The 12,848-nt window shown below is 54.6% G+C and carries 11 protein-coding genes and 1 pseudogene; 9 read left to right on the top strand and 3 right to left on the bottom strand.

Going from position 1 to position 12,848, the window contains the following annotated elements:
- Positions 1–285: 285 nt before the first annotated feature.
- Positions 286–708, bottom strand: a complete 423-nt coding sequence (locus BSP75_RS14375) for a hypothetical protein (protein WP_075113657.1) — start codon at positions 706–708, stop codon at positions 286–288.
- Between the two features lie 56 nt (positions 709–764).
- Entirely contained in the window at positions 765–2,792 is a 2,028-nt protein-coding gene (locus tag BSP75_RS14370) for a methyl-accepting chemotaxis protein (RefSeq protein ID WP_171971599.1), read from the bottom strand.
- Between BSP75_RS14370 and BSP75_RS14365 the strand changes: the two genes are divergently transcribed.
- Entirely contained in the window at positions 2,767–3,177 is a 411-nt protein-coding gene (locus BSP75_RS14365) for a hypothetical protein (RefSeq protein WP_253186640.1), read from the top strand. The two genes, BSP75_RS14370 and BSP75_RS14365, sit on opposite strands and share 26 nt — an antisense overlap.
- Positions 3,178–3,203: 26 nt before the next feature.
- On the opposite strand, the gene ugpC is transcribed toward BSP75_RS14365, so the two are convergent.
- Positions 3,204–4,286: a sn-glycerol-3-phosphate ABC transporter ATP-binding protein UgpC gene (gene ugpC / locus BSP75_RS14360; protein WP_075113655.1), complete on the bottom strand. Its 1,083-nt coding sequence runs from the start codon at positions 4,284–4,286 to the stop codon at positions 3,204–3,206.
- Positions 4,287–4,856: 570 nt separating this feature from the next.
- On the opposite strand from ugpC, the gene BSP75_RS14355 reads away from it, so the two are divergent.
- From BSP75_RS14355 to BSP75_RS14320, 8 genes and pseudogenes are all read left to right on the top strand, one after another.
- The gene (locus BSP75_RS14355) at positions 4,857–6,092 is read left to right on the top strand and encodes an extracellular solute-binding protein (protein ID WP_075113654.1); all 1,236 of its coding nucleotides are present in this window, start codon (positions 4,857–4,859) and stop codon (positions 6,090–6,092) included.
- Positions 6,093–6,179: 87 nt separating this feature from the next.
- Entirely contained in the window at positions 6,180–7,484 is a 1,305-nt protein-coding gene (locus BSP75_RS14350) for a sugar ABC transporter permease (RefSeq protein ID WP_075113653.1), read from the top strand.
- Between the two features lie 13 nt (positions 7,485–7,497).
- Positions 7,498–8,349: a sugar ABC transporter permease gene (locus BSP75_RS14345; protein ID WP_042655997.1), complete on the top strand. Its 852-nt coding sequence runs from the start codon at positions 7,498–7,500 to the stop codon at positions 8,347–8,349.
- Positions 8,350–8,367: 18 nt separating this feature from the next.
- Positions 8,368–9,567, top strand: coding sequence for an arabinogalactan endo-beta-1,4-galactanase (locus BSP75_RS14340; protein WP_042655998.1), 1,200 nt, complete (start codon positions 8,368–8,370; stop codon positions 9,565–9,567).
- A 63-nt stretch (positions 9,568–9,630) separates the two neighbouring features.
- Positions 9,631–11,691, top strand: coding sequence for a beta-galactosidase (locus tag BSP75_RS14335; RefSeq protein WP_075113652.1), 2,061 nt, complete (start codon positions 9,631–9,633; stop codon positions 11,689–11,691).
- 78 nt (positions 11,692–11,769) lie between these two features.
- Complete coding sequence (locus BSP75_RS14330; protein ID WP_075113651.1) at positions 11,770–12,099, top strand: glucose PTS transporter subunit EIIB; 330 nt, start codon at positions 11,770–11,772, stop codon at positions 12,097–12,099.
- Positions 12,100–12,279: 180 nt separating this feature from the next.
- A pseudogene (locus BSP75_RS21580) lies at positions 12,280–12,381 on the top strand (pyruvate kinase); the annotation flags it as partial.
- Positions 12,382–12,383: 2 nt separating this feature from the next.
- Positions 12,384–12,848 (top strand): pyruvate kinase (locus BSP75_RS14320; protein WP_253186638.1); only part of this gene is annotated, 465 nt, incomplete at its 3' end.

The raw sequence follows: 12,848 nt of genomic DNA, 5'->3' as shown, positions 1-12,848 counted from the left end.
CAACACGCCGCTGGCGCAGGGTAAGCAGTGGAAAGAGAGACAACAGGTGTTGAAAGGCTGGGGTATCCATGATGGTAGACCCCAAGGTGATGGCCTACTTCAAGCTTAGCCCTTCAACACGTAATTGGGACAGCGCCTAATTGAAAGGGGGTCGGGCTCATGGCTGAACCCGGGGCAGGGGGAAGGTTGTAGGGCAATCGCCTGCCTGGATGCGCCATGGGCATGGCACATCCAGGCAGGTGCTGGGCAAATGTGACATGGGCCGGGAGACGGCCCATGGGGGGGTTACTGCGCCTTGCTTACTATCAGCTGGATGCTGGCGGGATCGCGGCGGTCCAGGGTGAAGAGGTAGGCCCCATCCTCGAGGGGGGTGAACTTCATGTCGCTCCACTGGTAACCGGCCTTGACGATGACTGGCTTGCCGGCTTCCACCTTGCTGGCGGGGTCGAACTGGCCGTAGGTGGTATCGCTTTTCCACTTCTCATCGGCAATCTTGAATTTGTAGGCACCGTGGCTGGCTTGCAGGCTGGTGGTGACGGTGAGCAGATCAGGCTGACTCTGGACCAGTTGCTGGGCGGCCGGGGCCTCCCAGTTGTTCATCTCCCCGCGCAGGAAGAGAGGGCGAGTCTGCGCCGTATCGGCCTCGGCGGCCCAGACTGGATGAAGGCACCCAAGCAGGGTCGCGGCCAGGAGTGTGTGTTTGAGCATTGTCGTTTCCTTGTGTTGTGTTTCAGTGGCGCCGGCCTATGTCGACCGGTAATCGGTTACAGGCTGAATCGTTGTACCAGCGCGAGCTGCTGTTGTGAGAGTTGTTGCAACTGACCGCTGGTGTGGGCAACGCGGGTCAGCATCTCCTGGTTATCGTCGGAAATGCTGTTGATATTGTTCATGTTGCTGGCAATTTCCTGGCTGGTGTTCAGCTGTTGCTGGGCGGCGGTGGCGATCTGGATACTGAGATCGGCCACCTGCTGTAGCGAGCTGGCTAGGTGGGTGAGGGTATGACGAGACTGCTCGCTGTCATCGGCGCAAAGTGCCATTACATCGGTGCAGCCACTAATGGTCGTAACGGCCCTGTGCACGCTCTGCTGTAGTGCCGTGATCATCGCCTGAATAGTGGTGGTGGATTCTGTGGTGTGTTTGGCCAGCTGGCGTACCTCGTCTGCCACCACGGCAAAGCCTCTGCCTTGTTCGCCGGCTCTTGCTGCCTCAATGGCGGCGTTGAGTGCCAGCAGGTTGGTCTGCTCCGCAATCCGGCTGATGAATTCCAGAATGCTGCCTATGTTGTTGCCCAGCCCGTGAACCTCCTCGACGATACGCCGCGAATCCGCCAGTCGATGGGAGAGCTGGGTCATGCGCGTCAGGGTATTTTCACTCATGGTGCTGGCGGTAAGGGCTTGTGTCGCTACCTCCCTGACCGTTTGCTGGGCATGTCCGGCGCTCTCTGCCACATCGCGTACCGTGTGCTCCATCTCGAGCATGGCGCTGGCAACGCTGGCCGTTTCGCTGCGCTGCTGCTCCAGTTGTCGCTGCGCATTGAGCTGGGCAGACTGGTTCTGGTTGGCCATCTCCCCCAGCGAGCTGGCGGCCATCACAATTTGCCCCAGCATGTTGCTCATCTCCTGGGCGAGGGCATTGATCCCCTTGGCCTGTTGACCGAATTCATCCTGCTGTCGATGGCTGATGCGCCTTGTCATGTCACCCCGACTCAGGGCTTCGAGCACCATCAGGGTCTGCTTGATGGGGGTTCGGATGGAGTGAATGATGCGCCAGAGCACCAGTGCGCTGACGGCCAGCGACAGCAGCAGACCGACAAACAGCAGGGATTGCAGCTGGCTCAGGATCTGTTTGCTGCTCTGTACTCGCTGTGCAAGCTGGGTATCGACACTGTTGTCGATCTCCGCCAGCTCACCCAGCACCGAGTCGATGATCCGGGTAGCCTGAGTGCTCTGGTTGCGCAGTTGATCGCTCTCTTGTGCCAGGCGAAGGTGGGTTGCCAGTAAACCTGCGTTGCCTGCGCTCTGTTGCACCACCCGATCAAACAGGGGGCCCACCGACTGCTCCAGATCGATCTTGCCGCCAAAAGCACTCTCCTGCTTGAGCAGTTCGGTCGCCAGTGTCTGGCGTTGGCGCTGGATAGCCTTGGTGAGGGTCTGGTTGCTGGCCAGTTGCCCCGCAATGCGGGCCGTATCCTGCAGCTTCATCGCCGCCTGTGTATTGGTGAATAGCTGCTCCAGCTGGTTGACCAGCGCATTCTTGAGTCCGGCTGTGTAGTGGGCGCCCAGAGTTTCAACCAGCATGGCGAGATCTCCTTGCAGGCGTTTGTTGTCACGGCTCAGGGAGGTCTCTTCTGCCAGGGCTTGCTGACTCTTCAGATTGGCGGCATAGCTGTCAACAATCTGGGTCGCAAGCTGCCAATAGGTCGTCTGCTGCTCGGTGAGGGCATGGATGCGGCTGATCATGGCCGGATGGTGCGACGCCTTGTTGGCAAGCAGTGCCAAGTCCTGTTCAAACGCCTGCTGCCAGCGTGCAAGCTCGGCTCGTCCCTTGCGGACATCATCGCTCGCCTGCAGGGTGAGCAGGCCACGCAGCGCCTTGTCTTGCATAAACAAGTCTTTGGTCACCGAGCGACTTTGCACCAGAGTGGGAGCCACCTCGCCAGTCAGGATGTCGACCTGCATGGCCAGCTGGTTGCCTGCTCGTAACGAGACCATCACGGCGAGAACCAGCAGAGTGATGATCAGACCAAAGCCCAATATCAGGCGCTGGATGATGGATATCTGTGGTATGGGCATTTTCATTGGTATCGCTTACATGTTGAGAATGACATGGCTGACCGTCGATGAGGATCACCAGTATGGTATTCTTGGCCAGCTTTATCAGAGGGTTGGTGAGTGTGAGCCATGCTGCACGACGCTTTATAGAGGGGTGTCTTTGTACTCAATCCCACTTTCTTTGTGTAAATTTTCACTGTTTGTGGTTATTGTTACACCGCCATGGTGCTCAACCAAACAGGATTTAAACAGGGTTGAGAGCCGGCTCTCATTTCGCTGGTATTTTGTGCTGCAGGAAGGGCGTGTTTTGGGTCTTGGGTCTTGGGTGAAGGGTGAGCGGCAGGGCATGGGATCAGGGGGAGAAAAAAGCCCCCGGCATTGGCGGGGGCAAATCTGGCATGGATAAAAACGGGTGTAGACAAGGAGAATAAGTTAGCGGCTGATCCGGGTGCCATCGGCGGCAAAGACGAGGCAGTGCTCGGGGGAGAAAAATACATCGAGCTGCTGGTACGGCTTAAAGGCATTGTCACCGGGCAGCAGCAGCTTGAAGCCGTCGATACCACAGCATTGGCCGAACAGATAAGTGCTGTTGCCAAGGCGCTCAACCACTTCACAGGTAAAGGAGAGATGCACGCCATCCCCGCCGGGGATCAGGTGCTCTGGCCTCAGGCCCAACGTGATAGAACTGCCGGCAGCTAGCTCGCTGGTGATGATGGGCAGAGTGATGGTTCTTTGCTCTGACAGTGCGACCTCCAACTGGCTGGGAGACCAGCTAATGACCTGGGCTGGCAGGAAATTCATCTTGGGTGAACCGATAAAGCCGGCTACAAACTGATTGACCGGTTTGTAATAGAGGTCCATGGGAGAGCCGACTTGCTCCACCTTGCCATAGTTCATCACGACGATTTTGTCTGCCAGTGTCATGGCCTCGATCTGGTCATGAGTGACATAAATCATGGTGGTTTTCAGCTCCTGGTGCAGCTTGGCGATATGCAGGCGCATTTCGACCCTCAGCTCGGCATCCAGGTTGGAGAGGGGCTCATCAAACAGGAACACCTGGGGGTTGCGCACTATGGCACGACCAATGGCAACCCGCTGCCGTTGTCCGCCGGAGAGCTGTTTCGGTTTGCGGTCAAGAAGGTGGGAGAGTTGCAGCGTCTTGGCAACCATGCCGACCTGATGCTGGATCTCATCCTTGGGCACCCCGTTCACCTTCAATCCATAGCCCATGTTTTCAGCCACTGTCATGTGGGGATAGAGGGCATAGGACTGGAATACCATGGCCACACCACGGTGAGCTGGGGCAACATCGTTGACCACTGTGCCCCCGATGGAGATATGGCCGTCGGAGATCTCTTCCAGACCGGCGATCATTCTCAGCAAGGTTGATTTGCCACAACCTGAGGGGCCAACAAACACGGTGAATTCACCGTCTTCCACCTCTAGGTCCACATTGTGCAGTGTCACGTTGGTGCCGAAACGCTTGACAACACTGTTCAGACTGATACTCGCCATACTGCTAACTCCTTGATTATAAATCTAATCTGTCATGATTCTCTATGTCGTTTACGACACGGGGTACACATCAGGAACCTGATATAAACAGCCGGAAACCCGCTTCACGACGACTGCACACATCACTTATGACAGGAATATAACAGCGGAGTGTAACCGCTTGCACAAAATGCTGTTTCTTTTGTGTATGAGATCACAACCTTTGCATATGCTGCTGGCAGATATGGCGTGCTCCGCTTACCGTAATCACATTCGGTGTAACCGTTACCCTTATGGTGACCTTCTCGGGTGAGTTTATAGAGGAGAGGCTAGATAAGGTGTACCGAGAAAGTATGCCGGATCTCATGGTTTAGAAGTGAAAGTAGTATATTAATCAATTTGTTATGTAAGTTGTCGCGTTTTTTGGCAACGTAGCCTGCAAGCCTTACTGAGATGGTGTACTGGCTTGGCAGACAGAGCGCCGCACCAGTGTGAATGGAAAAAGTGAAATGATTACACACATTGGTTTGCTGCACGGCAGATAATGCGACTGAACAACCATTTTTGCTTGAACAGGGACAAGGATAAAAGATGAAAATCAATAAGTTAACAGCAGTGATCATGTTGTCATTGGGGGCGAGCAGCCTGTTGAGCCATGGGGTGATGGCGGCAGACGGTGAACTGCTTGTGTGGGAAGACATCAAGAAGTCCAATGGTATTGAAGATGCGATCAAGGCGTTCGAAGCCCAGTACAAGGTGAAAGTGAAGATTCAGGAGATGCCGTATGCTCAGCAAATCGAGAAGCTGCGGCTGGATGGCCCTGCAGGCATAGGTCCCGATGTGCTGGTCATTCCCCATGATCAGGTCGGTGGTGCCGTGGTGCAGGGGCTGCTGTCCGAACTCAAGGTGGATGCCAAGTACATGGATAGCTTTACCAAGCCTGCCGTGGATGCACAAACCTATGAAGGCAAGTTGTACGGTATTCCTAAAGCGGTCGAGACCATAGTGCTGGTGTATAACAAGGACATACTGCCAAAAGCACCGGAGACCTTCGATGACTTGATCAAGGTTTCCAAAGAGCAGCGTGCCGCCAACAAATATGGTCTGTTGGCTAAATTTGACGAAATTTATTACTCATATGGTGTCGTTGCCGGTATGGGGGGATATATTTTCGGTCAAAATGCCAATGGTTCCCTGAATGTGAATGACATCGGTCTGGCCAATCAGGGGACAATTGATGCGGTCACCTTCCTTAAATCATTCTACGCGGATGGTTTGTTCCCGGCCGGGATCGTTGGTGAAACTGGTGCCAATGCCATCGACTCACTGTTCACCGAGAAAAAAGCGGCTGCCGTTATCACTGGCCCTTGGGCGTTCAAACCTTATCAGGATGCCGGCGTGAATTATGGTGTAGCACCACTGCCGACTCTGCCAAATGGTGAGCATATGCGCTCTTTCCTTGGGGTAAAGGGATACAGCGTCTCTACTTATTCCACGCAAAAAGAGTTGGCACAGCAATTTATCGAATTTATCAACCAGCCAGAATACGCCAAAATTCGATTTGAGAAGACCGGTGAAATTCCACCCGTCAAGTCATTGATAGATGATCCGGTTATCAAGGGTGATGAGAAAGCAAGGGCCGTTGCCATTCAGGCTGGTTATGCCGTTCCCATGCCAAGTGTACCGGAAATGCAAGAAGTGTGGACACCTTCCAATAGCGCCCTGCAATTGAGCGTGACCGGCAAGCAAGATGTCAAGGCTGCCCTGGATGGTGCCGTTAAAACCATCAATATGCAGATTGAGGCAAACCACGCAAATCGGGATTAACGATACGCAGGCGTTACGCCTTGCCTGCATGGGTAGCATTGAGCTGCTTGATGCTACCCATGTTTCTTTAAGGATAGGAGGTATATTGTGGTTGTCGATTCCAGCGAAATCGCACAGGTTGGTTTAAAAACCCAGCACGCCAAGATTGCGGCATTATTATCGCTGATCCCGGGCTTTGGTCAGTTTTATAACAAGCAGTTTATCAAGGGTGCGCTGTTCTTTATCGTCATGTCTTGTTTCCTTGGCGTATTCAATGACTTTTTACAAGAAGGATTTTGGGGGCTATTTACGCTGGGGACCGAGTTGCCGAGAGATAACTCAGTGTTTCTGTTGGCCAAAGGGGTGATCAGTGTCTTGATCGCGACTTTTGGTATTGGTATCTATTATTGGGGGATCCGCGATGCTTACCTGTGTGGTGAAAAACGGGATCAGGGTTATGCATTATCTGGCATCAGAAAACAATATCAGCTCTTGTTGAGTGAGGGGTTTCCGTATCTGATGATCACCCCAGGTTTTATTCTGCTGGTGTTCGTGGTGGTCTTTCCTATTATTTTCGGTTTTTCTATTGCCTTTACCAACTACGATTTGTATCACACGCCACCGGCCAAGCTGGTTGACTGGGTCGGGCTGAAAAACTTCTTTAATATATTCCGTCTGGATCTGTGGCGTTCCACCTTGCTGGATGTATTGCAGTGGACAGTGATTTGGACCCTGATTGCGACCACATTGCAATGTTCGGTTGGTGTCCTGTTGGCGATCCTGGTCAATCAGAAAGATCTCAAGTTTAAAGCACTCATTCGCACCATCTTGATATTGCCATGGGCAGTGCCTGGTTTTGTCACCATTCTGGTCTTTTCCGGCATGTTCAATGAAACCTTTGGGGTGATCAATAATGGCATTCTGGCGTCATTGGGTATTGAGCCCAAGCAGTGGATGACGGATCCTTTCTGGACTAAAACGGCGTTGATCCTGATGCAAACCTGGCTGGGTTTCCCATTTGTCTTCGCCATGACCACTGGCGTATTACAGGCTATTCCTGACGATCTGTATGAAGCCGCTACCATAGATGGAGCCAGCACATGGCATAAATTGACCACGATTACCTTGCCGTTGGTCCTCTATTCGATTGCACCGATCCTGATTACCCAATACACCTTCAATTTTAATAACTTCAACATTATTTATCTGTTCAATAACGGCGGCCCGGCGGTGATCGGATCCAATGCGGGTGGTACGGATATTCTGGTCTCCTGGATTTACAAATTGACCATGTCCTCCTCTCAATATTCCATCGCGGCCAGCATTACTATTTTGCTGTCTATCTTCGTGGTTGGTATCGCGCTGTGGCAATTCCGCGCAACCAACTCCTTCAAGCAAGATGATATGGCCTAAGGAAAGCTGGAATATGAGCGTCAAACACAGTGTTAAAAAGAGTAACTTCATTCGGTTGGGCATCAGTTATGCGCTGTTGTTGATGGTCGCGGTGATCATCATCTATCCGCTTATCTGGACTGTGGGGGCTTCCCTGAACCCGGGCAGCAGCCTGCTCAATACCTCGATCATGCCCGACAATCTGTCATTCCTGCATTACCGGGAGCTGTTTGATGGCCGGATTGATTATGCCGCCTGGTATTGGAACTCCATGAAGATCAGCTTCCTGACCATGGTGCTCACCCTGATCAGCGTCAGCTTTACCGCTTATGCATTCTCCCGATTCCGCTTTCGCGGTCGTCAAAATGGGCTGATGCTGTTTCTGTTGCTGCAGATGGTGCCCCAGTTCTCGGCCCTGATCGCCATCTTCGTGCTGGCGCAGATGCTGGGTCTGATCAACAGCCATCTGGCGCTGGTACTGGTCTATGTGGGGGGCATGATCCCCATGAACACCTATCTGATGAAAGGCTATCTGGATGCCATTCCCAAAGATCTGGATGAATCGGCACGGATGGATGGGGCTGGCAACTTCCGGATCTTCATCGAGATCATCATGCCCCTCTCCAAACCCATCATAGCGGTGGTGGCCCTCTTCTCCTTTACCGGCCCGCTCGGTGATTTCATTCTGGCCAGTACCATCTTGCGTACACCGGATCAATTCACCCTGCCCATCGGGCTCTATAACCTGGTCGCCCAGAAGATGGGGGCCAGTTACACCACCTATGCAGCCGGTGCCGTGCTCATCGCGGTGCCCGTCGCCATCCTTTATCTCTCACTGCAGAAGTACTTTGTTTCCGGCCTGACCGCAGGCGGAACCAAGGGCTAATCACACAGGACCTCAACGATGAAATTAAAAAACAGTTTGTTGGTGGCGGCCATGCTGGCCACTGGATTGACCATGATGGCCCCCTCGGTTCTGGCGGCTGAAACGGTGCAGATCCAGCCGGTCAAGGTGGCGGCTGACTTTATCAAGGGTGCCGATGTTTCCATGCTGGCCGAGGTAGAGAAGCACGGTGGCAAGTTCTTTGATGAGCATGGCAACCCGCAGGATGCCATGGCCATTTTGAAAGAAAATGGCTTCAACTATATCCGACTGCGGTTGTGGGTCGATCCCAAGGATGCTGATGGCAAACCTTATGGTGGCGGCAACAATGATCTGGCGACCACCATAGCGCTGGCCCAGCGGGCCAAGGCCAATGGCATGAAATTCCTGCTGGATTATCACTACAGCGATTTCTGGACGGACCCAGCCCGGCAGAACAAGCCCAAGGCATGGGCCAACATGAATATCGACCAGCTGACCGAGGCTGTCTATCAACACACCAAAACCACCATGGATGCCTTTGCCAAAGCCGGGGTCTTGCCGGACATGGTGCAGGTGGGCAACGAGATTAACGGTGGCATGCTGTGGCCGGAAGGCAAGAGCTGGGGCCAGAACGGGGGGGAATTCGACCGTCTGGCGGGGCTGCTGAATGCGGGGATCAAGGCGGTTAAAGAGCATGGGGATCAGATAAAAATCATGCTTCACCTGGCGGAGGGGACCAAGAATGACACCTTCATCTGGTGGTTTGACGAGATAACCAAGCGCAAGGTGCCGTTCGATATCATAGGTCTCTCTTATTACATCTACTGGAACGGCCCCATGAATGCCCTCCAGTACAACATGGATGACATCAGCAAGCGCTATAACAAGGATCTCATCGTGGTCGAGGCGGCCTACGGCTATACCACAGCCAACTGCGATAACGCCGAAAACAACTTCACCTCAAAAGAGGCGGATGACGCCGGGTATCCCGCCACGGTGCAGGGACAGGCCAACTATCTCCACGATCTGCTGCAGGTCGTCACCAAGGTGCCGGAAGGGCGTGGCAAGGGGGTCTTCTACTGGGAGCCGGCCTGGTTGCCGACACCTGGCGCCACCTGGGCCACCAAGGCCGGCATGAAATACAACAGCGATGACTGGAAAGAGGGCAATGCCCGCGAGAATCAGTCGCTGTTCGATTGCCAGGGCAAGGTGTTGCCGTCCATCAAGGCATTCAACTAACCACCCATGACCGGCGGGCCTGTGTGCCCGCCGGCGATGATGTCCATCATATGGAGATAGTGCATGTTCAAGTTTCCCCCCCTGAGCAGCAAGGTGCCTGTCCTATTGCACGGTGCCGATTACAACCCTGATCAATGGCTCGATGATCCTGCCGTGCTGGCCAAAGACATAGAGATGATGAAGCAGACCAACAGCAACGTGATGTCGGTCGGCATTTTCAGCTGGTCGGGTCTGGAGCCCGAAGAGGGGCGTTATGAATTTGGCTGGCTGGACCGGGTACTCGATACGCTCTATGCCAACGGCATCTATACCTTCCTGGCCACGCCGAGCGGGGCGCGTCCCGCCTGGTTGTCAACGGCCTATCCCGAGGTGCTGCGCACCGACAAAAACCGGGTCAAGGCACTGCACGGTGGTCGCCACAATCACTGCATGAGCTCACCCGTCTATCGTGACAAGGTGCGTCAGATCAACGGCGCCCTTGCCAAACGCTACGCCAACCATCCCGGTGTCATCGCCTGGCACATCTCCAACGAATACGGTGGCGAGTGTCATTGCGATTTGTGCCAGCATCAGTTCCGAGATTGGCTCAAAGCCCGCTATGGCACGCTGGATGCCTTGAACAAGGCGTGGTGGAGTACCTTCTGGAGCCACACCTTCACAGATTGGCAGCAGATAGAGTCCCCATCGCCCATTGGCGAAAGCACCATCCATGGTCTGAATCTGGACTGGAAGCGCTTTAATACGGCCCAGGTCAGTGACTTCTGCTCCGCCGAAATAGCCCCCCTGAAGGCGGAAAACCCGGCACTGCCCGCGACGACCAACTTCATGGAGTACTTCTACGACTATGACTACTGGCAACTGGCCAAGGTCATCGACTTCATCTCCTGGGACAGTTACCCCCTCTGGCACAATGCCGAGGATGACTGCACCCTGGCGGCCTATACCGCCATGTACCACGACCTCATGCGTACCCTGAAAGGGGGAAAACCTTTCTATCTGATGGAGTCTACCCCCAGCCTGACCAACTGGCAGCCCATCAGCAAACTGAAAAAGCCGGGCATGCATATCCTCTCTTCCCTGCAGGCGGTGGCTCATGGCTCCGACTCGGTGCAGTACTTCCAGTGGCGCAAGAGCCGTGGCTCGGTGGAAAAATTCCATGGCGCCGTGGTCGATCATGTCGGTCACATCGATACCCGGGTTGGCCGCGAAGTACAGGCGCTGGGAGAAACCCTGAGCAAGATCTCTGCCGTGGCCGGCAGCAAGGTGGAAGCCCGTGTCGCTATTATTTTTGACTGGGAGAGCCGCTGGGCCATGGACAATGCTCAGGGGCCCCGTAATGCCGGTCTCTTCTATGAGAAGACGGTGGCCGAGCACTATCGCGCCTTCTGGGAGCAGGGTGTGGCGGTGGATGTGATCAATGCAGATTGCGAGCTGAGCTCTTACTCGCTGGTCATCGCCCCCATGCTCTACATGGTGCGCGACGGCTTTGCCGAGCGGGTCGACGGTTTTGTCCATGCGGGGGGGCGCTTCGTGACCACCTACTGGTCCGGCATCGTCAACGAGACGGATCTCTGTCATCTCGGCGGTTTTCCGGGTCCATTGCGGCCAGTGCTCGGGATATGGGCAGAAGAGATCGATAGTCTCTATGACCATGAGCGCAACGCCATCAGTGGCCTGCCGAACAATGAGCTGGGGCTGAAGGGACCCTATGAGGTGACTCAATTGTGCGATCTGATCCAGTTGGAAGGGGCGCGTGCTCTCGCCAGCTACGACAGTGACTTCTATGCCGGCCGCCCGGCGGTGACGGTCAACGATCATGGCAAAGGACAAGCCTATTACATAGCCTCGCGCAACGATCTGGCGTTTCAGCGTGATTTCTTCGGCAAGCTGATAGAAGAGCTGGCCTTGCCACGAGCCCTGGCCACCGAACTGCCGTTGGGGGTCACAGCCCAGCGTCGCACCGATGGTGAGCAGGAGTTTATCTTCCTGCAGAACTACACCAGTGAGGCCAGAGCTGTGTTGTTGCCATCTGCTTACACTGAGATGAGTTCCGGCCAGCCTCTGACAGGGGAACTTGCCCTGGAGGCTTATGGCTGCCGTGTCTTGAGCCGTCCGGTTCAGTAAACCCCGAGCCCGTCTTGTCGACGGGCTCTTTTGATTATTTCCCGGTGCGTGAGCTGCGGGTAAAAAAGGGAGACAAGCATGGTATCCATGCACGATTTCAAGCGTCTGTTTGGTTTGGCTCTGGGCCACAAATCGCAACAAGGGCAGGAGCCAGAGGCTGTGTCCGGGCTGGATGAAGCGGGGATCCGGCAACTGGTGGCGGCATTTGGTGGCAAAGAGAACATAGAATCGTTTGATGCCTGTCTGACCCGGCTCAGGGTCAAGGTCAAGACGCTCTCGCCGGTAAACAGCGAAGCGTTGCAGCAGCTGGGCGCCATCGGCGTCATCATCATAGGGCAGGAGGTTCAGGCCATCTTCGGCAAGCGCTCTGACAACCTGCGCCGGGATATCGCGAGCTGGTTTGAATAATGTGATCCGGCGCGATAGCGCCGGTCAGTGAGTATGAATGCGCCTGATTAACTCGCCTTTTCTACGGTACCGGGCGCTCACCCATGACGAATGGGTTTGTTATGGGCTTTCCAAGGCGCATCAACCACAACGCATTGCCAATTTCTCATCTCAAACATTGGACTGTACATGTCAGTAAATATGAAAAAGACCAAAATTGTCTGCACCATCGGTCCGAAGACCGAATCCAAAGAAATGCTGGCCAAAATGCTGGACGCCGGCATGAACGTCATGCGTCTGAACTNATGAAAAAGACCAAAATTGTCTGCACCATCGGTCCGAAGACCGAATCCAAAGAAATGCTGGCCAAAATGCTGGACGCCGGCATGAACGTCATGCGTCTGAACTTCTCCCACGGTGACTACGCCGAGCACGGCAGCCGCATCAGCAACCTGCGCGCTGTGATGGCCGAGACCGGCAAGCACGCAGCTATCCTGCTGGACACCAAGGGTCCGGAAATCCGTACCATGAAGCTGGAAGGCGGCAACGATGTCGCGCTGGTCGCTGGCCAGACTTTCACCTTCACCACCGACCAGACCGTGGTTGGCAACAAAGACAAAGTGGCTGTGACCTATGCAGGTTTCGCCAACGATCTGCGCGTCGGCAACCGCATCCTGGTTGATGACGGCCTGATCGGTCTGGACGTTATCGAAATCACCGAGCGCGAAGTTATCTGTAAAGTGCTGAACAACGGTGACCTGGGCGAGAAC

The organism is Aeromonas sp. YN13HZO-058, from assembly GCF_001921245.1.
Lineage (GTDB): Bacteria > Pseudomonadota > Gammaproteobacteria > Enterobacterales > Aeromonadaceae > Aeromonas > Aeromonas allosaccharophila.
This window is presented reverse-complemented; position numbering and strand designations above follow the sequence as displayed.